The organism is Lysobacter sp. Root604, assembly GCF_001427505.1.
Taxonomy (GTDB): Bacteria; Pseudomonadota; Gammaproteobacteria; order Xanthomonadales; family Xanthomonadaceae; genus Lysobacter.
Map to the genome: position 1 here is coordinate 266,077 of NZ_LMGS01000010.1, position 21,844 is coordinate 287,920.

At 69.3% G+C, this 21,844-nt stretch carries 18 protein-coding genes; 8 read left to right on the forward strand and 10 right to left on the reverse strand.

What is annotated here, in order from left to right; genetic code table 11:
- Positions 1–13: 13 nt before the first annotated feature.
- The gene (locus ASD69_RS16365) at positions 14–1,228 is read left to right on the forward strand and encodes an RtcB family protein (RefSeq protein ID WP_056180660.1); all 1,215 of its coding nucleotides are present in this window, start codon (positions 14–16) and stop codon (positions 1,226–1,228) included.
- 253 nt (positions 1,229–1,481) lie between these two features.
- A complete protein-coding gene (locus ASD69_RS16370) occupies positions 1,482–1,718 on the forward strand; it encodes a hypothetical protein (protein ID WP_056180663.1) in 237 nt (78 codons plus the stop codon).
- A gap of 27 nt (positions 1,719–1,745) precedes the next feature.
- Here the strand turns inward: ASD69_RS16370 and ASD69_RS16375 are convergent, their stop codons facing one another.
- The gene (locus tag ASD69_RS16375; protein ID WP_056180665.1) at positions 1,746–2,669 is read right to left on the reverse strand and encodes a DMT family transporter; all 924 of its coding nucleotides are present in this window, start codon (positions 2,667–2,669) and stop codon (positions 1,746–1,748) included.
- A gap of 101 nt (positions 2,670–2,770) precedes the next feature.
- Here ASD69_RS16375 and ASD69_RS16380 point away from each other — a divergent pair, with 101 nt between their 5' ends.
- The 4 genes from ASD69_RS16380 (at position 2,771) to ASD69_RS16395 (ending at position 6,923) form a co-directional block, all read left to right on the forward strand.
- Entirely contained in the window at positions 2,771–4,189 is a 1,419-nt protein-coding gene (locus ASD69_RS16380; protein ID WP_056180668.1) for a PLP-dependent aminotransferase family protein, read from the forward strand.
- Between the two features lie 80 nt (positions 4,190–4,269).
- Positions 4,270–5,088 carry a hypothetical protein gene (locus ASD69_RS16385; protein ID WP_056180670.1) on the forward strand — a complete coding sequence of 273 codons (819 nt, stop codon included), beginning with the start codon at positions 4,270–4,272 and terminating at the stop codon, positions 5,086–5,088.
- A 65-nt stretch (positions 5,089–5,153) separates the two neighbouring features.
- On the forward strand, positions 5,154–5,708 hold the full coding sequence (locus ASD69_RS16390) for a nucleoside 2-deoxyribosyltransferase domain-containing protein (protein WP_056180673.1): 555 nt from the start codon (positions 5,154–5,156) through the stop codon (positions 5,706–5,708).
- Between the two features lie 63 nt (positions 5,709–5,771).
- Positions 5,772–6,923 carry a DUF2235 domain-containing protein gene (locus tag ASD69_RS16395; RefSeq protein ID WP_056180675.1) on the forward strand — a complete coding sequence of 384 codons (1,152 nt, stop codon included), beginning with the start codon at positions 5,772–5,774 and terminating at the stop codon, positions 6,921–6,923.
- A 9-nt stretch (positions 6,924–6,932) separates the two neighbouring features.
- Here the strand turns inward: ASD69_RS16395 and ASD69_RS16400 are convergent, their stop codons facing one another.
- Together ASD69_RS16400 and ASD69_RS16405 are read right to left on the reverse strand one after the other, a co-directional pair.
- Positions 6,933–7,628: a glutathione binding-like protein gene (locus ASD69_RS16400; protein ID WP_056180678.1), complete on the reverse strand. Its 696-nt coding sequence runs from the start codon at positions 7,626–7,628 to the stop codon at positions 6,933–6,935.
- 261 nt (positions 7,629–7,889) lie between these two features.
- A complete protein-coding gene (locus ASD69_RS16405) occupies positions 7,890–10,232 on the reverse strand; it encodes a proprotein convertase P-domain-containing protein (protein ID WP_056180681.1) in 2,343 nt (780 codons plus the stop codon).
- A gap of 803 nt (positions 10,233–11,035) precedes the next feature.
- Here ASD69_RS16405 and ASD69_RS16410 point away from each other — a divergent pair.
- Complete coding sequence (locus ASD69_RS16410; protein WP_056180685.1) at positions 11,036–11,440, forward strand: DUF3224 domain-containing protein; 405 nt, start codon at positions 11,036–11,038, stop codon at positions 11,438–11,440.
- Between the two features lie 50 nt (positions 11,441–11,490).
- Entirely contained in the window at positions 11,491–12,171 is a 681-nt protein-coding gene (locus ASD69_RS16415) for a YoaK family protein (protein ID WP_056180687.1), read from the forward strand.
- A 15-nt stretch (positions 12,172–12,186) separates the two neighbouring features.
- Here ASD69_RS16415 and ASD69_RS16420 read toward each other — a convergent pair whose 3' ends face one another.
- The 7 genes from ASD69_RS16420 to ASD69_RS16450 all read right to left on the reverse strand — a co-directional run bounded on the left by ASD69_RS16420 (position 12,187) and on the right by ASD69_RS16450 (position 21,807).
- Entirely contained in the window at positions 12,187–13,170 is a 984-nt protein-coding gene (locus ASD69_RS16420; protein ID WP_056180691.1) for an NAD(P)-dependent oxidoreductase, read from the reverse strand.
- 306 nt (positions 13,171–13,476) lie between these two features.
- Positions 13,477–14,946, reverse strand: a complete 1,470-nt coding sequence (locus ASD69_RS16425; protein WP_056180696.1) for a hypothetical protein — start codon at positions 14,944–14,946, stop codon at positions 13,477–13,479.
- A gap of 1 nt (position 14,947) precedes the next feature.
- Positions 14,948–15,838, reverse strand: coding sequence for a hypothetical protein (locus tag ASD69_RS16430; RefSeq protein WP_056180700.1), 891 nt, complete (start codon positions 15,836–15,838; stop codon positions 14,948–14,950).
- A 10-nt stretch (positions 15,839–15,848) separates the two neighbouring features.
- Entirely contained in the window at positions 15,849–17,105 is a 1,257-nt protein-coding gene (locus ASD69_RS16435; RefSeq protein ID WP_056181276.1) for a hypothetical protein, read from the reverse strand.
- A gap of 25 nt (positions 17,106–17,130) precedes the next feature.
- Positions 17,131–18,486 (reverse strand): hypothetical protein, encoded by a 1,356-nt coding sequence (locus tag ASD69_RS16440; protein WP_200944019.1) that lies wholly within the window; start codon positions 18,484–18,486, stop codon positions 17,131–17,133.
- 121 nt (positions 18,487–18,607) lie between these two features.
- Positions 18,608–19,666: a hypothetical protein gene (locus tag ASD69_RS16445; protein ID WP_056180703.1), complete on the reverse strand. Its 1,059-nt coding sequence runs from the start codon at positions 19,664–19,666 to the stop codon at positions 18,608–18,610.
- 41 nt (positions 19,667–19,707) lie between these two features.
- The gene (locus tag ASD69_RS16450) at positions 19,708–21,807 is read right to left on the reverse strand and encodes a hypothetical protein (protein WP_056180706.1); all 2,100 of its coding nucleotides are present in this window, start codon (positions 21,805–21,807) and stop codon (positions 19,708–19,710) included.
- Positions 21,808–21,844 lie beyond the last annotated feature (37 nt).

Sequence of the window (21,844 nt, forward strand, 5' to 3'; positions counted from 1 at the left end):
CAGGAGAAACATCATGAGTCCTCAATACGAACTGCTGCACGCGCCGGACGCCACGCCGATCAAGGGCTGGGTGCGCGGCGTGCCGCTGGACGAGCAGGCCCACCGCCAGTTGCAGAACATCGCCGCCCTGCCCTTCGTCGGGCCCTGGGTGGCGGTGATGCCCGACGTCCATCTGGGTAAGGGCGCGACCGTGGGATCGGTGGTGCCCACGCGGGGCGCGATCGTCCCGGCCGCGGTCGGCGTCGACATCGGCTGCGGCATGGCCGCGGTGCGCACCACCCTGCGCGCCAAGGACCTGCCCGACAGCCTGGCCCTGCTGCGCTCGTCGATCGAACGCAGCGTGCCGGTCGGCAACGGCCCGGGCGGCGATCACCGCAAGCGACCCGACAGCATCGACACCCGGCTCGCGCAGTCCGGGCTGATGGCGCGGCTGGAGACCGTACGCGCGCGCCATCCGAAGATCCGCTACGACAAGGTGGACAAGCAGCTGGGCACGCTCGGCGGCGGCAACCACTTCATCGAGATCTGTCTGGACGAGGCCGATGCGGTGTGGGTGATGCTGCACTCGGGTTCGCGCGGCACCGGCAACCTGATCGGCACCTACTTCATCGAGCTGGCCCGGCGCGAGCTGGAGCGGCGCGTGCTCGGCTTCCACCTGCCCGACAAGGACCTGGCCTTCTTCCTGGAAGGCGAGCCCCTGTTCGACCACTACATCGAGGCGGTGTCGTGGGCGCAGGACTACGCGCGCCACAACCGCGAGGCGATGATGACGCGCGTGCTGCACGAGCTGCGTCAGCGCCTGCCGAAGTTCCAACTGGAGAAGATGGCGGTCAACTGCCACCACAACTACGTGCAGCGCGAGCAGCACCACGGCGAGTCCCTGCTGGTCACCCGCAAGGGCGCGGTCAGCGCGCGCGCGGGCGAGCTGGGAATCATCCCGGGCAGCATGGGCACGCGCAGCTATATCGTGCGCGGCAAGGGCAATGCGGACAGCTTCCACAGCTGCAGCCACGGCGCCGGCCGCGTGATGAGCCGCACCCAGGCGCGCGCGAGCATCACCCTCAAGCAGCACCGCGAGGCCACCGCGCACGTCGAATGCCGCAAGGACGCGGCGGTGATCGACGAATCGCCGGCGGCCTACAAATCGATCGACGCGGTCATGGCCGCACAAACCGACTTGGTCGAAGTGCTGCATACCTTGCGCCAGGTGATCTGCATCAAAGGATGACATCGGTCGCCATGGGCGAAGCGCCGCTCCGCCAGGGGCGGCGCTTTTTTCCGGCGCCCGCCGCGCGACCAGCCCGAATCGGCGGTCCAAGACCGCCGTCCGTCGCAATTTTGCGAACGCAACAAAACGTAACCGCCGGATTGCGACACGGTGCGCGATTCTCCCCCTCGTCAGCGCCGCGCGGGTAACGGATAGTTAACCGGCCGGGCGTATCGTCGTCCTGGCAGGGGCCCGCTCAAGGAGAGGTGGAGCCATGAACGATCTGGCATTGGATGCCGCGTCGTCTCACGCGACCCTGTCGCATGAGGACCGCGAATTGGCCGTTACCTACGGCATCGAAGCGCGCCGGCACCACGCCGAACGCGCGTGGACCGACATACAGCACGAACTCGCCGCCGGTTGGGCGCGCATGCGCGGTTATCGGCGTGCGCAATGGCCGGATGTGGTCGACCACGTCGAGGCCGCCTGGCACGGGGCGATCCGGTTGTAGCGCGGCGCGCGCGGCGAACGGCCGCGCTCAGGCCTCGACCGGCTGCGACCGCCGCGGCCATTGCCACTTCAGGTTGACGCCCAGCGTGCCCAACACGATCAGAGCCACGCCCAGCAATTGCACGCCGCTCAGGACGCTGCCGTAGAGCAGGTAATCCAGCAGCAAGGCGATCACCGGGTAGACGAAGGCCAGCACCGCGATCGTCACCACCGGCAGGCGCGGATAGGCCGAGTAGAACAACACGTAGCACACGCCGCTGTGGATCAGGCCCAGGCCGGCCAGCCAATACCAGTGCGGGCCGATATCGGCCACGGCGGCATAGTCGGCGAACGGCGCCAGCATGCACACGCCGACCAGGCATTGGATCAGCACCACCGCGAACGGGCGCTCGCGGCTGATCCGGCGCGACAGGATCAGCGAGGCGCCGCACAACAGCGCGGCCACGAAAGTCAGCCCGATACCGATCAGATAGCCCGCATCGGCGCTGCGCCACAGCTTGATCGGATCGGCCGAACAGGCCACGCCGACGAAGGCCAGCGCGGTCCAGGCCCAGTCGGCCGGACGCGTGCGCTCGCCGAAGAACAGCGCCGCCATCGCCAGCATCGCGAACGGGAAGAAGTGGTAGACCATGGTGGCCACGCCGATCGACGAACGCGCCATGCCGGCGAACAGCGCGACCCAGTTCAACACCAGCAGCACGCCGCTGACGATCGCGGCGCGGATCAGCGCCGGCTCGCCGCTGAGGCCGCGCAGGTGGCCGCGCGCCAGGCCCCAGGCGATCAAGAAGACGCTGCCGAACACGCAGCGGAAGAACACCGTGGTGATCGCGTCCTGGCCGCCCTCGTGGGCGAACACGCCGACCGAACCGATCAGGATCTCGGCGACGAACAGCTGGATCAGCGCGGTGCGCGATTCGGCGGGGGTGACGGCGGGGGCGGCGGTCGGGTTCATGCGAGCAGGCTAGGGCCGCGCGCGCGACCGGTACAGATTCAGTTAGACTCGGTTTCGACCGGTACAGATGGGCAGGCGCCGGGCCTGTCGGGAGGCCCGCCATGGCCAACGAGCTGCTTTACGAACGCCTGGCCGAGCGCCTGCGCGGCCAGATCCAGCGCGGCGCGCTGCGCGCGGGCGAACGCCTGCCCTCGCTGCGCCGGCTCGGGCGCGACCAGCGCATCAGCCTGGCAACCGCGGTCGAGGCCTATCTGCAACTGGAGCGCGAGGGCCTGATCGAGGCGCGTCCGCGTTCGGGCTATTACGTGCGCGCGCCGGCGGCGCCGGCGCCGCGCGCGAGCAGCCATCGGCGTCCGCGCGCGCCGCAGCCGATCCGCAACCCGGCCCTGCTCGGCGTGCTCGACGTGCTCGGCCGCTGCGACCTGATCTCGTTGCACGCGGCCACGCCCGCGCCCTCGCTGCTGCCCACCGCCGCGCTGGCCGCGGCGGCCTCGCGGGTGATGCGCCGCAATGCCCAGGCCGCGCTCAGCTATGCGGTGCCGCAGGGCCTGGCGCCGCTGCGTGCGCGCATCGCCCAGCGCTACGCGCAGTGCGGCGTCGACGTGGACCCCGACGAGATCGTGATCACCGCCGGCGCGATGGAGGCGATCAGCCTGTCCCTGCGCACGGTCGCGCGCGCGGGCGACGTGGTCCTGGTCGAAACCCCGACCTATTACGGCCTGCTGCAGGCGGTGGCCGAACTCGGCCTGCGCGTGATCGAGATCCCCAACCGCCCCGGTCAGGGCATCGATCCCAGCCGCTTGTCCGAACTGTTGGAGCGGCATGCGGTGCGCGCGGCGGTGCTGGTGCCCAACTTCAACAATCCGGTCGGCAGCCTCACCGGCGATGCCGACAAGCGCCGCATCGTCGCCGCCTGCGCCGCGCACGGCACGGTGCTGATCGAGGACGATCTGTACGGCGAGCTCGCCTATTCCGGCGAACGCCCCAGCCCGCTGCGCCGCTACGACGACAGCGGCGGCGTGATTACCTGCGGCTCCTATTCCAAGATGCTGGCACCAGGCCTGCGCGTGGGCTGGGTGCTGGGCGGTCGCTGGGCGACCGCGTTGCTGCGCGCGAAGTGCTTCTCGACCGTGGCCACCTCGACGCTGTCGCAGCTCACCATCGTCGAGTACCTGGAACGCCACGACTTCGACCGCGGCCTGCGCCGCTTGCGTCGCGAATTAGCTATCAACGCTCAGCGCTACCGCGAGGCGATCGCGCTGCATTGGCCGGTCGGCACCTGCGTGAGCGCGCCGGCCGGCGGCATGGCGCTGTGGCTGGAGCTGCCGCCGCAGGTCCAGGGCCAGGCGGTGTTCGAAGCCGCGCTCGCGCGCGGCATCGGCACCCTGCCCGGGCACCTGTTCTCCAACCGCGGCGATTACGACCGCCACCTGCGCCTGAGCTGCGGCCAGCCCTGGAGCGAGCAGGTCGAAACCGCGCTGCGCACGGTCGGCGGACTGGCCGCCGCGCTGGCCGACTGAGGGCGAAACCGCGACCGCTGTCCGCCCATCGCGACGGCCGGCGTTGGAGCATGAGGGAACCACCGCACAGGGAGTGCAGCATGAACATCGGCAACAACAATCTGGTCCTGAGCAAATATCCGGCGGCGATCGAGAAGCATCCCGACGCCAGGCGCGCCCTGTGTTTCGGCGACTCCTGGTTCCAGTACGTGCCGCATCCGACCGACCTCAACAAGCAGATCGCGCGGCTGTTCAAGCGGACCCTGTTCCTGCGCGAGGGCGTGGCCGGCCGCGACAGCGCGATGTGGAAGGCGGCGCTGCCGCGCATCCAGCGCGAGATCGGCACCTTCGGCTTCGACGCGATCCTGCTGTCCAACGGCGGCAACGACATCGTCGGCGAGGAACTGCGCGAGTTCGTCAAGACCGCCGCGCAACCGCAATCCACCGGCGCGGGGCCCTGGGGCGAGATTCCGCCGGAGGTGTTCGACCATATCCGCCTGGAAACCTTCGAGCACGCGCTGCGCTACGCGATCAAGGACATGAAGGAAGTGGTGCAGATGCGCGACCTGCTCTCGCGCGACACCATCATCTACGTGCACACCTACGACTACATCTTCCCCAGCGGCAAGGCGTTCAAGCTCGGGCCGTTCACCATGGGGCCCTGGGTCAAGCCGTTCCTGGACAATGTGGGGCTCACCGATCCCAAGGGCCAGCGCGTGGTCACGAGCTGGCTGGTCGATCAGTTCGCGCGCGCGCTGCGCGCGTTCGTGTCGCAGAACGCCAACATGCGCCTGGTCGATTCGCGCGGCACGCTCAAGACCGCGTCGCAGTGGGAGAACGAGATCCACCCGGTCGCCAGCGGCTTCGAGGCGATCGCCAGGAAATGCTGGAAACCCGCCCTGACCGGCGTACTGGAGTAAGCCGGCCCTGGGCTAGACTGCGGGCGCGCCGTGCGGCGCGCCCCACCGCCCCGCCCGAGGTCGCGATGAAAACCCTGCTGCTGTGGTCGCTGCTGCTGAGCTCCGCTCCCGCCCTGGCCGCCGAGGCTCCGCCGGCGCCCGCGTCGGTCACGGTCACCTCGCCGCAGCCGCTGCCCGCCGACGACCGCATCAAGGTGTTTCTGGCCGGCACCATCGACATGGGCGGCAGCGAGAACTGGCAGGCCCGGGTCGAGCAGGCCCTGGCCGACGAAGGCGTGGTGCTGCTGAACCCGCGCCGCGCGGACTGGAACCCGGCCTGGAAGCCCTCCGCCGCGGAGCCGGAATTCCGCAAACAAGTCGAGTGGGAACTGAGCGCGCTCAACCGCGCCGATGTGATCCTGATGTATTTCGCGCCGGCCTCGCAAAGCCCGATCACCCTGCTCGAACTGGGCCTGCACGCGCCCTCCGGCAAAGTGTTGCTGGCCTGTCCGGAAGGCTATTGGCGCAAAGGCAACGTCGATATCACCGCCGACCGCTACGGCGTGCCGCGCTACGAATCGCTGGACGCGCTGATCGCCGGCGTGCGCGCGCGCCTGGCCGAACTGCGCCGGCAACGCTAGGCGCGTGGTCTCAGGCTGTGCGATGAGCCCGGTCCATACTGATCGACCCATGCGAGGCCGTGCATGAGCGCAGCACGCAATATCGTCGTCTGCCTGGACGGCACCAACAATTCCCCCGCCGACGCGCGCACCCATGTGCAGCGCCTGTACCGGCTGATCGAAAAGTCCCCGTCGCAGCTCACCTACTACCAGCCCGGCGTGGGCACGCTGGAGCCGATCGGCGTGCTCGGCCCGATGCGGCGCCGGGTGCTGATGGGGTTGGACTCGGCCAGCGGCTGGATGCTGCAGCGGCACGTCTGCGCGGCCTACGAATTCCTGTCCGACGCCTACCGCGAAGGCGACCGCCTGTACCTGTTCGGCTTCAGCCGCGGCGCCTATTCGGTGCGCGTGCTGGCCGGCATGCTCAACACGGTGGGTCTGCTGCAGCCGGGCATGCACGAGATGGTCGCGTTCGCCTGGCAGGCCTACGCGAGCATGCCCACGCCACCGCGCCGGACCGCGGCGCCGCCGCCGCGCCAGCAGCAGGCGCTGCGCGATTACTTCCGCCGCATCCGCAGTTTCCGCAAAAGCTATTCGCGGCGCGTGCCGGTGCATTTCCTCGGCTTGTGGGACACGGTCAGCTCGGTCGGCCTGCCCTGGTTGCCGCGCGTGTACAGCCACACCGCGTCCAATCCCAGCGTCGTCACCGTGCGCCAGGCCATGGCGCTGGACGAGCGCCGCGGCAACTTCGTGCAGAACCTGTGGACGCGCACGCCGCCGCCGGGCCAGGACGTGCGCGAAATCTGGTTCGCCGGCGGCCACGGCGATGTCGGCGGCGGCTACCCCACGGGCGGGCGCGAGCTGGAACTGGCGCGTATCCCGCTGGCCTGGATGCTGCGCGAGGCGGAAGCCGCGGGCCTGCTCAGCGATCCCAGCGCGCGCGCCGACGCCGGCTTGCCCGATCTCGACGACGACGAGGCCCTGCGGCGATTCGCGCTGGCGCCGCGCCACGACGAAATCCGGCGCTGGCTGTGGCAGTTGTCCGAACGCCTGCCGATCCCGCGTTGGTCGCAAGCCGCCGATGGCCGCTGGCAGCGGCGCTGGCAACCGCATCGCGAGCGCGCCCGCACGCTGCGCGCGGGCGCGCTGGTGCACGAGAGCGTGTACCTGCGCCGCGAGCTGGACCCGACTTACCGGCCCGTCAACCTGCGCGAGGACGCGCAACGGGTGCGCTGAGCGCGCGCCTCAACGTGTGGGCGCGCCCTGCCCGAACAGGATCCGGCGCTGCTCGTCGCTGATGCTGGTGTTGGGCGCATAGGCATCGGGCGTGTCGGCGTAGGTGGCCTGCACCGCCGGGCGCTCGCGCATGCGCTCGAACCAGCGCCGCAGTTCCGGGAAATCCTGCAAGGACTGCCCGTGCGAGGCGTGCGGCACGATCCAGGGGTAGCAGGCCATGTCGGCGATCGAATACGCGTCGGCGATGTAGTCGCGTCCGGCCAGCCTGCGATCGAGCACGCCGTACAGGCGATGGGTCTCGCGGGTGTAGCGGTCGATCGCGTAGGGCACCTTCTCCGGCGCGTAGATGTTGAAGTGGCCGATCTGCCCGGCCATCGGGCCGAGTCCGCCGACCTGCCAGTACAGCCATTGCAGCGTCTGCGCGCGGGCGCGCGCGTCGCTGGGCAGGAAGCGGCCGGTCTTGTCGGCCAGGTACTCCAGCATCGCGCCGGATTCGAACAGCGCCAGCGGCGCGCCGCCGTCGGCGGGCGCGTGATCGACCAGGGCCGGAATCTTGTTGTTGGGCGATATCTTCAGGAATTCGGCATCGAACTGTTCGCCCTTGCCGATGTTGACCGGCAGCAGGCGATGCGCGAGCCCGGATTCGAGCATGAACAGCTTGAGCTTGAGGCCGTTGGGCGTGGGCCAGAAATACAGGTCGATCATGAGCGCGCTCCGACGTGGGGATGGGCGGGATCGTACGCCTCGACGCCGCGGACCTCGGCGACGAAGTCGCGCAGCGCGCGGCCGATCTCGTCCGGTGAATCTTCCTGCAAATAACGGATACCGGGTAGCGTGACCTCGCGCTGGTTGAGTCCGCTACGGCAGAAACTCCGCGCCCCCCGACCACTGTGCGCTCGGGCCGGGGCACGAGGCCGAGCTGAGGGCGCTTGCGGCGCCCTCAGCGGTACCGCATCGGTCCAGGCCTCAGAACGTCACGCTCCAACTATCGATCTTGCCTACGTCGCCGCCGGCGTTGTCGTTCACGCGCAGCTTCCACGTCCCATTCAGCGTCTCGCTGGACAAGTTCAAGGTAACCGTCTTGTTGACGTTGTCGGCGCTGCCGCCGGTGCGGTTGTGGAGGTTGTAAAGCGAACCGTCCGGCGCCACCAGGTCCACCTTCAAGTCGCCCTGATAGGTGTGCACGATCGCCACCGTCACCGAGGCGTTGCTGGGGGCATTGCCGCTGCGGCCGGAGACCGTGATCGGGCTGTCGACCGTGGCGTTGTCGCTGATGGTGTAGTCGGCGGTGTTGCTGTAGGTCTGCACCCCGCTGGCGGTCACCGTGACCGAGGCGGTCTTGGTGTTGCTGGCGCCGCCGTTGTCGGTCACGGTCAGGGCCACCGTGTAGGTGCCCGCCGCCGCATAGGTCTTGCTGGGGTTGGTCGCGGTCGAAGTGGTGCCGTCGCCGAAGGTCCAGCTGCGCGAGACGATGCTGCCATCGCTGTCGCTGGAGCTGTCGGTGAAGGCCACGCTCAGGCCGCTGGCCGACGAGGCGAAGTTCGCCACCGGCGGCGCGTTTCCGCCGCTGCCGGTGTAGCTCAGGGCCAGCTTGGGCGCCGAGGCGCCTTCGCGCGAACTCCAGTCCACACCGTCGATCACGCCGGAGGCATTGACCAGCACCACGCCGTGATTGGCGACCGCGCCCGAGGCCCAGTTCTCGACCAGCTGCACGCCGGCGGCGTTGAGCGCGATGGTCTGGGTGCCGGTGGCGCTGGGCGTGACCGTGCCCAGCTTGGTGCCCAGGGTCGCGCCGGCATAAGTCGCATCGGCCTCGGTCCATGCGCCGGTGACCTGGTACAGATCGTAGGCCCCGTTGGACAGGTTGCTGACGTTGAGCGAGACCGTCGCCGAGGTGATGTCCAACCCGGCCGCGGCGCCCAGGTTCCAGCCCATCAGGCCGCGCAGCTGCACGCCGGCGTCGTCGCCGTCGGCGTACAGCACCGCGCCGTTGTCGCGGCTGCCGTTGGACTTCACGGTGACGTCGCGCACCGCGTCCAAGGTCATGCTGTTGGCCGGCGGCGCGCCCTTGTTGCAGGTGCCGCTGAAACTGTCGGTGTAGCTGCTGCCGGCCTTGGGCACGAACTCGCCGGTGTAGCCCGTGGCGGTGAGGCTGAGCTTGAGCACGCCGTGGGTGCTGGCGTTGCTGGCCTCGAGCAGGGGATGGCTGCCGTTGAGGCCGTAGAACGCGCGTCCGCCGGTGCCGACCAGGACCTGACGGATGCCGTCGCTGGCCGCGGCCTGACTGGGATTCATCTTGCCGTAGCGCTGGTAGTTATGGTCGTGGCCGACCAGCACCAGGTCGGCCTTGGCCGCGTACAGCGCATCCCAGAACGGCTTCACCTGGCTGTAGCCGGTGTAGTTGCCGCGACTCACCAGCGGATGGTGGAAGTAGGCCGCGGTGCAGGGCTTGGTGTTCGCGGCCAGATCGTTCTGCAGCCAGGTGATCTGGGCGCTGGCGACGGTGCCGCCGGACATGGTGTTGAGGGCGATGAAATGCCATTCGCCCACGTCCCAGCTGTAATAGCCCTTGCTGCGATCGCCGGCCGGACCGGTCTGGGCGCCGACGCCGTTGAAGTAGTCGAAGTAACCGCTGGCGCCGCTGGTGTTGTACTCGTGATTGCCGGGCGTGGGGCTGGTCAGGGCCTTGAAGCGGCCCCAGGTCGGCGCGTAGCGGTTGTTGTATTCGCTGAGCGTGCCGCTGCTGTAGGCGTTGTCGCCGGCGGTGAACACCGCTGTGGGATTGATCGCCACGATCAGGTCCGAGGTGCCCGCGCAGGCGTTGCCGCTGCTGTCGCAGATGTCGCCGGCGCCGGCCACGATCACCGGGCTGGCGGCCAGCGCGCGCGTGCCGTAGTCGTAGCTGTCCAGTTCGTAACGGCTGTCGGGATTGCCGAAGTAGGGCTGGATCTCGACGCAATCACCGCGCAAGGCGCGCGCGTGGAAGGAGCGGCCGTTCCAGTGCGCGCCTTCGAAGTGGTAGACATCGCCGCCGGAGCTGCGGATGACCAGGGAGTCGTACGGCTTGAGCTCCAGCGCCTTGAAGCCCAGGCGTATCCATTTGGCGCCGGCCTGGCAGACGCGGTTGCCGGGCGTGGCCAGCATCGAGGCGCCGCGCGTGGGCGCGATCCTTTGCGTGACCGCGTCGTCTTCCGACAATTGCAGGGTGCGTTGCGCGGCGCCCGCGTTCGGCGCGAGTACGAGCGCGCCTGCCAGCGCTAGCGTCGCGGTCGCGCCGAGGCGCAGCCGTTCCTTGTGGGTCTTGTTCACTGGAATCTTCCTGGTTGGTTCCATCGTGGCTGTGCGGCTTGCGCCGGTTCGCTGCGCTCAGGGCGATGCGCGCGGCGGGCAATGGCCCCACCGGGTACGCGACTCCGATCGCCGCCGGACGCTGCGCGCCGGCGTAACGGACTGCAGTCCACCGACGGCACGGCCCTCACGGACCGTCGGTGCAATCGCCGCGCACGCGCCCCCTGCGCTTGCGCTGCGTGTTCGCGCCCCTAGCGGACTGCGCCGCTTACGGGGTCCGACGACAACGCAGCGGATCATCGTTGCGTTGCGGCCGCGCGACTGTGGCGGGCATCACAACGCGATGCGCCGATCCGGCGTCGGTGTACGATCGCGCCGGCTATGCTGTCGCAGCTTTGTTGCAATCAGGCGTTAGGCTGAGGAGTCTTCTTCATCCTGCGTCTGCGTCTGCGGCCGCGACGCCGCCCAGCTCCGTCGACTGCGCCGCCACCGGATTACGCTGGTGCTGACGCTTCTTGTGGAAGCGGCGTAAGCCGCGACTGCGCGACCGCTCTTGGCGACGCGCTCGCGGCTTAGGCCGCTCCCGCAGGAAGCAACGGCTTCCATCTGGGGGAGGCGATGGGGCGGCGATGCGTTCGCACAAACGGAAACGACGGTCGGTGCCGGCGATCCAAGTTCGCCATCCCTGGCCCACGCGCACGGCCGCTCATCGGCCCACAACCGCTGCACGGCCGAGCCACGCAGGCGGCGATTGACCTGCGCCGCGACCGGAGCGAGCATCGGACGCTATGCGCGGCCCACGCGCCCCAGGCAAGGACGACCCCATGAGCACGCGCATTCGCGGCGTCTTCGACGTCGAAATGATTCCGCAACCCGCCGACGACGCCGCGGCCGGCCGCTACATCGGCCGTATGCGGCTGGACAAGCGCTACCACGGCGAACTCGACGCCGGCGGCCAGGGCCAGATGCTGGCCTTCCGCAGCGGCGTCGCCGGCTCGGCAGGCTATGTCGCGATGGAGCGCGTCGAAGGCCGCCTGGCAGGCCGTAGCGGCAGCTTCGTGCTGCAGCACAGCGCGATCATGGATCGCGGCACTCCCGCCCTGGCGCTGCGGGTGGTGCCCGATTCCGGCGACGACGAGCTGAGCGGTCTCAGCGGCACCATGACCATCGAGATCGCCGACGGCAAGCATTACTACGACTTCGACTACACCCTGCCGACCGAGCCATGACCGCGGCCTGCGTGGCTAACGCGCGCGCCACCCGCGCTATGGAGGCTTGAGTGGGGCTACAGCACCTGCCGCGCTGGGTCTGGCTGGGCGCCGGGTCTCTGGCCTGCGTCGCCGGCATGGTCAATGTGATCGGCTATCTGGGTTTCGAGCACCAGGCGATCACCCACCTCACCGGTACCACCTCGCTGCTCGCCGCGGCACTGGTCGGCGCCGACCTGCGTGCCGCGACGCATCTGCTGGGCATGATCCTGGCCTTCTTCGCCGGCGCCGCGCTCAGCGGCATGATCGTGCAGGACAGCACTCTGCGTTTGGGCCGCCGCTACGGCGTCGCGTTGGCGATCGAATCGGCCCTGCTGTTCGCGGCGGTGCCGTTGTTCCACCGCCAACAGATTCTCGGCGCTCTGCTCGCCGCGGTCGCCTGCGGCCTGCAGAACGCGATGGCCAGCACCTACAGCGGCTCGGTGGTGCGCACCACCCATCTCAGCGGCATGATCACCGACCTGGGCATCGGCCTGGGCCATGCGCTACGCCGACGGCCGCTATCGCGGCAGCGGCTGTCGCTGAGCGCCCTGATCGTCGCGGGCTTCTTCGCCGGCGGCCTGATCGGCGCGCTCTCGTTCCGGCGTTTCGGCTACGACGCGCTGTACCTGCCTGCGTCGTTGACCGGCGTCACCGGCGTGTTCTACGCCTTGTACCGCCATTTCCGCCCACCGCCGTCCCTGCCCGACTAAAACGGCGGACAGCGCTCAATCCACCGGGTAGGGGCCTTCGGCGAAGGTTTCGGCGTGATAGCCCTTGCGACCGATCGCGCGCGCGAGGTCGCTGCGCAGGTCCTGGCCGGCACGCAGCCGCTGCAGGGCGTAGGCGAAGTCGTAGCGCGGGCGCCAACCGAGCTCGTCGCGCGCACGCTGATTGACGTAGACGCGCTCGATGCCGGGGAACATGCGCCAGCCGCGGCGCGCGTACTCGTCGGCATAGTCCGGCACATAGCGCGCGACCACCGCCGGCGCGTCCTCGCGCAGCTGCCGCAGATCGTCGCGGGTGAACGGCGTGGTCGCGCTGATGATGTAGCGGCCGAAACCGATGGCCGGCGCGCGCGCGATCGCGAGCAGGTGGGCGTCGACCACATCCTCGATGTCCACGCGCCGGTACAGCAGCTCGTTGGCCTTGATGTTGGCGTCCTCGTAAGCGTCGCGCGAGGCCTTGAGGTCGTCCTCCTCGGGAAAGAAGCGCGAGGTACGCAGCACCAGCACCGGCAGGCCCTGCTTGTGCTGGAACAGCTCGCACAGGCTTTCGGCCGCGACCTTGGTGACGCCGTAGATGTTGCGCGGCACCGGCGTCACGTCCTCGGTGACCCAGGCCGCGGGCGCGCCCGGCGGCGGGGTCAGGGCGCGGCCGAACGCGCTGGTGGTGCTGGTGAACGCGAACGCGCCGACGCCGGCCGACACCGCCTCCTCGAGCAGGTTGAGGGTGCCGGAGATATTGGTGTCGACGAAGTCCTGGCGGCTGTGGGTGGCCACATGCGGCTTGTGCAGGGTAGCGGTGTGCAACACCGCGTCGACCCCGCGCATGCAGCGCGCGACCAGGGCGCGGTCGACGATGGAGCCCACCGTGTCGGTGTAGGCGGAGGCGATCACGTCCAGTCCGTGCGCTTCGTGACCGTCGTGGCGCAGGCGGCGCATCAGCGCTTCGCCGAGATGGCCGGCGCTGCCGGTGACCAGGATCTTCATGCGAGGCGTTCCGAGGGCGCGGGACGCGACGGCGTCCCGTGCCACGCATTCTCCCCTATCGCGGCCGACGCCGCCATGCGTGCCGGCGGGCAGGATCGCCGCAGTCCATGGGTAGCCCGACCATGATCGTGAGGGCATGGCACGGCCGCACGCCGTTCACGCGCGACGATGCCTCTGCGCGCTTCCTGATCGAACGCGCGCCACCGGTAGTCCCGGTGCCTTCCAGCGCGAGTTCCCGCGGAACCTGCGTCACTACGATCGGGGCGTCGTCGAGGTCGGCGAGGCGATCGCCGGCTTCGCGGGCGCCTAGGCGCCTCGCGGCGGCGAGGCGGTTGCGGGTGCCGTTGCGGGTGCTGTTGCGGGTGCTGTTGCGGGTGCTGTTGCGGGTGCTGTTGCGGGTGCTGTTGCGGGTGCTGTCGCGGGTGCCGTTGCGGGTGCCGTTGCGGGTGCCGTTGCGGGTGCGGTGGCAGGCGCAGTCGCGGGGGCCGTCGCTGGAGCGGTCGCAGGTCGTGCCGCGGTGGCTGGTGCGGTGGCAGGTGCCGTTGCGGGCGCAGTCGCAGGCCGCGGCGCCGGCGGACGCGCGGCGTCCGCGATCGCGGTGTCCATCGCCGTGCGGCGCTCGCGGTCGCCTTGCTGCTGCGAGGCCAGACGCGCGTTGCGGGCGACGTTGGGATCGGGTTCGGCGGTGGGATTGATCGAGGCGTTGCGGATGCGGTCGGCCTGCGCCTGCGCGGCCATCTGGTTCAGCGGCAGATAGTCGCTGCGGAAGTTCAGCTCGACCGAGGAGTTGAGCTCCAGATCGGTGTTCATTTCTTCCGAACTTTGCGAACGCTGGGTGGAGACGTAGCCGATGTTGTTCTCGATCTCGGCGCTGGCGCCCCAGGGCCCGACACCGAAGCTGCCCGAGGCGCGCACGCGGTTGTTCATGTTGAACTGGCTGCCGCGGTCCTCGCTGGCGGCGCTGCGGGTGTCGACGTGGAAGCGCATCGAAGCATTGATGCGGCCGCTGTCGATCACGATCCGCTGCATGCCCAGCATGACCATGGTCGCGAGCATCTGCTGGCGCTGGCGCGCGATGTAGCGCCGCGCCAGCGGCACCAACTGCTCGGGATTGCTGGCGTCCACCGACTCCTCCGGCTCCATGCCCAGCTGGGCGCGGATCTCCTCCGCGGTCGGCATCGAGGCGCCGCCGCGCAGGCGCAGGCGGATCTCCGCGGCTTCCTCCGGATCGACTTCCTCGCCCTCCTCGGGCTGTTCGTATTCGATCTGCTGCGGGAAGTGCTCGGCCACCCACTGGCGGACCTGGATGATGCTGAACTGGCTGCGCTCGAATCCCTCCGCCGAGGCCGAGACGCTGTTGAGCAGTTGCACGTACATCTGCATCTGCTGCGAGCTGGAATCGAGCATGGCCCGGAACACGCCGTTGATCAGGTCGGTCACGAAGCGCGGGAACGACACCGCGTTGAGTACGTTGCGGGTGGTGTCGGCGACGCGGTCGGCGGCCGCGGCGAAGCCCGGCTGGTCCTGCGCGCGCGCCAGCGGCGGCGCGCGTTGCGCGATCTCGTCCTCGGCCTGGCCTTCCTCGGCGATCAGGTCCGCCGCCAACGCGGACACCCTTACCATCGAACGCGCGAGCGATTGGCGGTCGCCATCGGAGAGGTGTTGATAGTTGGGCGAGCGCTCCAGCACTTCGCGCACGGCGCTGCGGATCCACGGAGGCGGCGGCGCGGCGGCGGCCGGCGCGGGCACGGCGGCGCGGGCGACGGCGGCACTCATCTCAGGCCGCCGCGGACAGAGCGGGCGCCGCGGCGGGTGCCGGCGCGGCGTCGCGGCCCGACAGCCAGCGCTGGGCGGCGCCGATCAGTTCGTAATCGTCGGCCGCGATCCGCGGCGCGGCATCGGCGTAGTGTTCGGCCAGCCACAGCAGCACGGTCTGGCCGGCGCGGCCCTGGTCGACGCGGCGCTGCACGCCGCTCGCGCTCAGCCCCTGTTGGGTGCCCGCCACCGCGACCAGCTGCCACAGCGAGTTCACCGCGAATGCGGCCTGCAGCATGCGGTCGCGCAGAAAGCCCAGGGCCAGGTTGATGTTGGCGACGATGTCGCGCGCAGCCAGGGTCGCCATCGGGTCCATGCGCAGGGCCAGGAATTCGCCCAGCGCGCCGCAGGCGGTCTCCAGCGCCACCCGCTCGCGCAGATCGCCGCCATCGGCCTGGGCGACGATGGCCTCGCACAGCCCCGCCATCAGGCGTTCGAAGTAGGGCGTCTCGATCACGCGCGCGAAGATCGCCTGGCGCTCGCTGGCGTCCAGGCGTTCGCGGCGCGCGCGCCAGAAGGTATTGATCAGCTGCGCGCCCGGGCCCAAGGGCTGGACGATCGCGCCGCTGGCGAACAGGCCGGCGATCTGTTCGGCGGTGGGCAGCAGGCCGGCGGCTTCGAGTTCGGCGGCGAAGTACAAGGGCGCGGCGGCCTGCAACTGGGCGCGGTCCATCGCATTAGGCGCGCCCGGCGGCAAGTCGATCGCGCCTTCCAGCGGATCGGCCGACAAGGCGATGACCAGCGCGGACTGCCGCTCCAGCGCGGACAGCGACAGCGCCAACGCACGCAGCAGCGGTTCGTGCTCGTGGCGCGGCGCGATCACGATGTCCGGCGGCGGCGGGGCCAGGCGCATGCGCGGGCCCTCAGCGATTGCCGCTGCCCTGCGCGCCGCCGGCGGCGCCGCCGCCCGCGCCGCGCGCACCGGGCACGTAGTTCGGATCCACCGGGGTCGAGTTGCCCTGGATCGCGGCGATCATCGCCGGCGAGGCCAGCTTCTCCATTGGGAAGTAGTCCGACTTGAAGTTCACCCGCACCTCGCCGGTGAGCTTGGCTTTCATGTCCTGCTTGGATTCGGAGTCCTCGCTGACCGAGGACGAGACCGTGGTCATGTGGCGCTGCACGTTCTCGTTGACCGAGCCCGCTGCGCCCCAGCCGAAATGCACGCCGGCCGCGCTGCGGTTGCGGTTCATGCTGGACTGGCTGTCGTACAGCGAGGCGCCGGCCGAGCGCGAGGCTTCGTCGCTGGCGCGGAAGTCGAACACTACCTTGGCGTTGATCGCGCCGTCGGTGACCACGATGCGGTTGATGCCCAGGATCACCATCGACGACAGCAACTGCTGGCGGCTGCGCGCCATCTGCAGACGCGCGGCCTGGGTCAGACGCGCTTCCTGATCGGCGTCGGATATGTCGGTGATCGGCTGCGCGATCTGCAGCTCGGCGTTGATCCGGGCGAGCGCGGCCTGGTCGTCTTCCTGATTGATGTTGGTCAGCCGCGGACCGCCGCCCTCGCTGTCGCTGGCGTCGATGCCCAGATCGCCGGGGAAGCGGTCGACCAGCCAGTCGCGCGCATTGTTGAGGCTGATGTTGTCGGCGGCGAACTGGTCCACCGTCTGCGCGACCGACTTCAACAGCTCGCCATAGGCGTTCATCTGCTGGATCGAGGCGTTGACGATGGCCTGGAACACATTCTGGATCAGGCCGCCGACGAAGGCCGGAAAATCCACCGAGCCGATGTACTTCTTGAAGTTGTCCGCGCCCTGCTCCACCGAGCCGGCCTTGAAGTCGCTGCCGGCGAAGGTGCCGATCTTGTCGGAGGCCTTGCCCTTGGCCTGATCGACTTCGCCGGCGAGCGCGCGCGTCAGGCCGTCCTCGCTGCCCTGGCTCTTGGCCAATATGCCCTGCCCTGGCGTGAGTTCCTGCTTGGCCAGGCCATCGGGATTGGTCATGTACGAGGCCACGCGCACCATGTTGCGGGCCAGCTCCTGCTGTTCGGCCACCGGCAGTTCGCGGAAGCCGGGCGAGGATTCGAGCAGGCGCCGCACCTGCGGCCGCACCGCCGACAAGGTGTCGTCATCCAGCCACGACGGCGGGGCGGCTGCGCTGCGCACTGAGTCGCTCATGGCCATCGCTCCGTAGGTCGCCGCCTCAACGCGTTGCCGGCGGTGTGGTCGCCGGCGTCGCGGCCTGACCGCCCTGTGCCGGCGGACGCCCGGCCAAGGTCTTGACCATGCCCGGCTGGGCATTCATCTGGATCGCCGCGATCGATTCGGGATTGGCCAGCTTCTCCAGCGGCAGGTAGTCGCTCTTGAAGTTGACCTCCATCGTGCCGGCCAGGCTGGCCTTGGTCTGCAGGCTGGCGTCGATCGTGGTCTGCGAGGCGGACGCCATCTTCAGCACCGGCTGCGCGGTGGTCTTGTAGGTACCCTTGGAGTAATAGCTGGCGTCGCGGTTGCTGCTTTGGTAGCCGGCGTCCTTGCTGTAGGAACTGCTGCGCTCGCCGCCCTCGGAACTGCCCTCGTAGTCGCCGCTGGACGTGGTGGCGTACTGGTCGCCGTAGTCGAACTGTTGCGCGCTCTTGCGGAACGACATGTTGTCGCGGGCCTGGAAGTCGTACATGACTTTGGCCGAAATCTTGCCGTCGGTGACCACGATCCGATTGATGCCCAGCATCACCATCGTCGCCAGCAGCTGCTGCCGGCCCGTCGCGACCTGGGTGCGCGCGGCCGGCACCAGCACCGCCTCGATCAGTTCGTCATCGAGGCGTTCGATCGGCTTGTCCAGCGGCAGCGAGCTGTTGAGCCGCGCGACCGCGGCGCGCTCGTCGACGCCCTCGCGCAGGGTCACGCGCGGCCCGGGCGGCGCCGCGCTCTCGTCGCCGAAACCGCCCATGTCGCCGAAACTGCCGGTGTCCATGCTCAGCTGGAACATGTCCGGAAACTGCTCGACCAGATGATCGCGACCCTGGTTCTGGGTGGTGTTGTCGTCGCGGAACTGATTGAGGCTTTTGGAAACGTCGGCGACCAGTTTGGCGTAGGCCTCCATCTGCTCGATCGAGCTTTGCACGATCGAGTGAAACACGCCGTTGATGAGGCCGGCGCAGAACTCCGGAAAGTTGACCTCGCGCAACAGCGCGCCGGCCACCGCCGCGCCCTCGCGCGCGCTCTGCGCGGTGAACTTGCCGTCCTGGTCGGTGTTGCTGCCGCGCTGGCTGACCCGCGACAGGCCCTCGTTGGCCAATGCGCGCACCTGCGGGCTTTGCTCGCCGGGCTTGAGCTTGATTCCGGGTTCGGCCAGATAGCTGCCGATCCGCACCAGGCCCTGGGCCAGCGCCTCGCGCTTGTCGGGGGCCAGTTCGTGGAAGGCCTGACTGCTCTGCAGCAGCTCGCGCACGGCCAGGCGCGCGGATTCGTGGGTTTCGCGGCTGGCCACCGGCGCGCTCGCCGAGCCGGCGGGGCGCGCGCTGGGCGGAAAGATCGCGGATCTGACGCTCGCGGCTGACATGGCTATGGCTCCGTCTCAATACGTCTTTGCAAAGTCCGGCACCGAAGTCGGTCCGGTACGCCGAACTACACCGAGGGCGCGTCCGCCTGGCGGCGCGCCCTCGTCGCCGCGCCGATCGGCGCTACTGCAGGGCGCGCGCATCCGCGATGCTGTCGCGCATCTCGAACTCGATCGGCCGCACATACAGGCTGATGCGCGCCGGCGAATTCGGATTGACGCGAATGCTGAGCACCGAGAAGTGGCCTTGCTCGCGCGCTTCCTCCATGCCGAACGCCTCCAGCCAGCGCGACAGCGCCGCGAGTTGGCGCGGGCGTTCGGCCAGGCCGAGTTTGAGCAGATCCAGGAAGCGCGCGGGCAGATCGGGGATCGCCGCGAGCAGGATCTCGAGCTTGAGCTCAGCGCCATCCGGGGTTTCGCGCACACCCACCAGCACGCCGCCGTCGGGCAGCTCGAAACGCCCGCCCAGGGCCACGCCGACGATGCGCATCAGACTGGGCAACTGATGGCCGATGCCGAGCCGATTCATCATCGGACCCAGCGCCGACACCTGCAGGCGACCGCGATGCAGGAAGGTCACGCGTTGGCTGCCGGCTTCGCGCTTGCAGCCGATGGAGGTGAAGATCGGCATCAGACTGGGCATCTCCGCCATCGCCTGCCGGGTCAGCATCGCCAGGCCCGGCGACAGCGCTTCGATCTGGGTCGGCAGCAGCTCGTAGTAGATCTTGGCCGCGTACAGGCCGTCCTCGTCGAAGGCGCTGCCGAACCAGGCCCCGTAGTTCATCCAGCCCAGGCCGCCGAAGCCGCGCCATTCCTCGCTGCGCGAGTCGAACCAACGCAGCGCGTCGCGCCCGAACACCGGCTGCACCAGCCGGCGCATTTCGCGCGTGGCCTCGTCGCGCCGGGCCATCGGCGCGGCGCCGGGGCCCAGCGGTTCGATGGTGAAACGCAGGATGTCCGGCTCGGTCTCCGAGAACGACGGCTCGTACGGCACCGCGCCGGGCGTGAGCGCGTTGCGGGCGTAGGAGACGTCGTCGTCGGGCAGACGGAACGTGCGGTCGATCAGCGAATCCAGATAAGGCAGCGGATCGCGCGTGCCCAGGGCGCGCGCGGCGGTGGCGAGCGAGCGCTTGACGTGCGTCGCCATGGGTTGCTTGCCGTGGTTGCCAGAGGGCTGGTTCATTGCGGTACTCCGGTTGGGACTTCAGGCGGCTGGGGTCGCGATCACATCAACGGCATCGAGCCGTTGAGGCCGCCGGTCAGCGATTCGATCGTCTCGCGCGCGAACGCGGGCATCTCGATCGGTTTACTGGTGATGACCGGCGATTCGGTCGACTGCGAGTAGTGCTCGACGCTGTCGTCCTGCACGCCGCCGACGGCCAGCCATTGCTCGCAGGCCTGCAGCAGATCCCAGTCGTTCGGATCCACGGTCGGCTGGTCGCTGCCGCGCAGTTGCGGATTGGTCAGCGCGGCCAGCGAGATCACCTCGCCGTAACGGCCGCTCAGACGCTGGTGGTTGTTGGCGATCCAGCGGATGATCACCGCGCCGGCGCGGGCCTGGGTGCGATAGCGATGGGTGTTGCGGGTGCCGCCCAGATAGTTGGCGTTGACCTGGTCGATCACCTGCCACATGTCGCGCGCGCCGAATGCGCCGCGGATCTCCGGATCGCTGAGCTGATCGCGGAACTCCAGGATCATCTGCTGCAGCTCGGTCGCGGCGAAGTAGGCGATGCCGTAGCCGTTGAGCGACAGATTGGCGCCCAGGTCGTAGCCGGCCTTGCGCACCTGTTCCTGCGAGACCGCCACCGGGATGTTGCTGCGCAGGAGCCGGTCGACGCTGACCTGGCGGCCGAACGAGGACACCGCCGAGACGAAGCGCAGCCACAGCTCGTTGAAATCGCGATTGGGCTGGTTGGCGTTGGGATCGCCGCCCGGGGCGCCGAACACGCGCATGTACAGGTCGCGGCGTTCGCCTTCGGTGATGCGCTCGCCGGATTTCTTGTAGTAGTTGAACAGATAGTCGCCGGCCTTGCCGCGGCCCAACGGCAGCAGCCCGGCGCGGAACAGCTCGACGATGCGTTCGACCACCTGCGGCAGGCGCATTTCTTCCAGCATGTAAGCGAAGTAGATCGCCTGCACCGCATGCAGGTTCTCGCGGATGATCTCGACGTCGGTGGCCGCTTCCAGGTCCGGCAGCATGATTTCCATCGCCGACGGAGGCGCGCCGGAGACCACGCCGGTCTGCATGTCGTAGACGTTCTGGATGCGGCTGGCGAGCCAGGCATCGTTGGCGCTGACGCCGTCGGTGGCCAGGCGGCGCACGACCGCGGCGACGTTGCGGCCGCTGAGCGCGCAGACGGTGTCGCTGGCGGCGGGCACGAAGGCGTCGCCGGTGTCGCGCATGTCCTCGGCGACCGCGGCATCGCTGGCCTCCTCCTGCGCCTCCTCGGCGGCGGCGCGCGCGGCGGTCGCGGCGTCGGCGGCGCGGCGCGCTTGCGCGGTCGCGGCTTCGGCGGCCTTGTTGGCGCTGGCGACGGCGCGGCGCGCGGCAGCCAGTTCGGCCTTGCTCGGCTTCTCGTCGGCCAGGGCCTCGAGTTCGGCCTGCTTGTCCTTGGCGGTCTTGGCGGCGGCACGCGCGCTCTCGCGCGCGCTCGCGGCGGCCTGGTCGGCCTCGCGCGAGCGCGCCAGCGCGGCCTGGGCCGCGGCGACCGCGTTGCGCTTGGCGGCGGAGCCGTCGAGGGCGTCGTAGCGGGTGCGCGGATCCTCGTTGGGATCGATGCAACCGACGATGGACGGATCGATCAGACCCGAATCGATCTGCGATTTCAGCGCCACCGAATAGCGCTGACCGAGCTGAGCGTAGGCCGCGTCGAACAGCTCGCGGTTCTTGCGGTACTCGCCCTGCGCGGTGCTGATGCGCTGCACGAAGTCCGGGCGCCCGGCATCGGTATAGCCGTCGACCTGGAGCAGGCCGCAGATCGAGGCGATCTCGCGCTCGTACTTGTCCAAGGGCTCGATCAGGCTGCCGGTCATGCGCTGCGAGCCGAGCAGGCCGTACTTGTGCACGAACTGCTTCTTGCGCTCCAGCTCCTCCCAGGCTTCCTGCTGGTGAGTCGCGGCGACCAGGCGGTAGAACGGGTCGATGACCACGTCGCTGCCCAGCTGCTTCTTGATCCGCATCAGCTCGTCGAGCTGGCGGCTGCTCAATCCGCCGCTGGTGTCGGCGGTTTTCTGGATGGTCTCCAGAACTTGCTGGCGGGCACGCAGCTCCTGGCGCTTCTTCAGCTCGCGCTCGCCCAGGTCAACCAGCAGGATACGTTTCATGACGGTTCTCTCGCGTTGGTAACGGATTGGGTGGAGC

Coding starts and splice junctions, on each gene's coding strand:
- ASD69_RS16450 (WP_056180706.1), bottom strand. CDS start 21,807: ATGAAACGTATCCTGCTGGTTGACCTGGGCGAGCGCGAGCTGAAGAAG.
- ASD69_RS16370 (WP_056180663.1), top strand. CDS start 1,482: ATGAACGATCTGGCATTGGATGCCGCGTCGTCTCACGCGACCCTGTCG.
- ASD69_RS16430 (WP_056180700.1), bottom strand. CDS start 15,838: ATGCGCCTGGCCCCGCCGCCGCCGGACATCGTGATCGCGCCGCGCCAC.
- ASD69_RS16365 (WP_056180660.1), top strand. CDS start 14: ATGAGTCCTCAATACGAACTGCTGCACGCGCCGGACGCCACGCCGATC.
- ASD69_RS16380 (WP_056180668.1), top strand. CDS start 2,771: ATGGCCAACGAGCTGCTTTACGAACGCCTGGCCGAGCGCCTGCGCGGC.
- ASD69_RS16425 (WP_056180696.1), bottom strand. CDS start 14,946: ATGAGTGCCGCCGTCGCCCGCGCCGCCGTGCCCGCGCCGGCCGCCGCC.
- ASD69_RS16420 (WP_056180691.1), bottom strand. CDS start 13,170: ATGAAGATCCTGGTCACCGGCAGCGCCGGCCATCTCGGCGAAGCGCTG.
- ASD69_RS16385 (WP_056180670.1), top strand. CDS start 4,270: ATGAACATCGGCAACAACAATCTGGTCCTGAGCAAATATCCGGCGGCG.
- ASD69_RS16445 (WP_056180703.1), bottom strand. CDS start 19,666: ATGAACCAGCCCTCTGGCAACCACGGCAAGCAACCCATGGCGACGCAC.
- ASD69_RS16435 (WP_056181276.1), bottom strand. CDS start 17,105: ATGAGCGACTCAGTGCGCAGCGCAGCCGCCCCGCCGTCGTGGCTGGAT.
- ASD69_RS16440 (WP_200944019.1), bottom strand. CDS start 18,486: ATGTCAGCCGCGAGCGTCAGATCCGCGATCTTTCCGCCCAGCGCGCGC.
- ASD69_RS16390 (WP_056180673.1), top strand. CDS start 5,154: ATGAAAACCCTGCTGCTGTGGTCGCTGCTGCTGAGCTCCGCTCCCGCC.
- ASD69_RS16410 (WP_056180685.1), top strand. CDS start 11,036: ATGAGCACGCGCATTCGCGGCGTCTTCGACGTCGAAATGATTCCGCAA.
- ASD69_RS16400 (WP_056180678.1), bottom strand. CDS start 7,628: ATGATCGACCTGTATTTCTGGCCCACGCCCAACGGCCTCAAGCTCAAG.
- ASD69_RS16395 (WP_056180675.1), top strand. CDS start 5,772: ATGAGCGCAGCACGCAATATCGTCGTCTGCCTGGACGGCACCAACAAT.
- ASD69_RS16375 (WP_056180665.1), bottom strand. CDS start 2,669: ATGAACCCGACCGCCGCCCCCGCCGTCACCCCCGCCGAATCGCGCACC.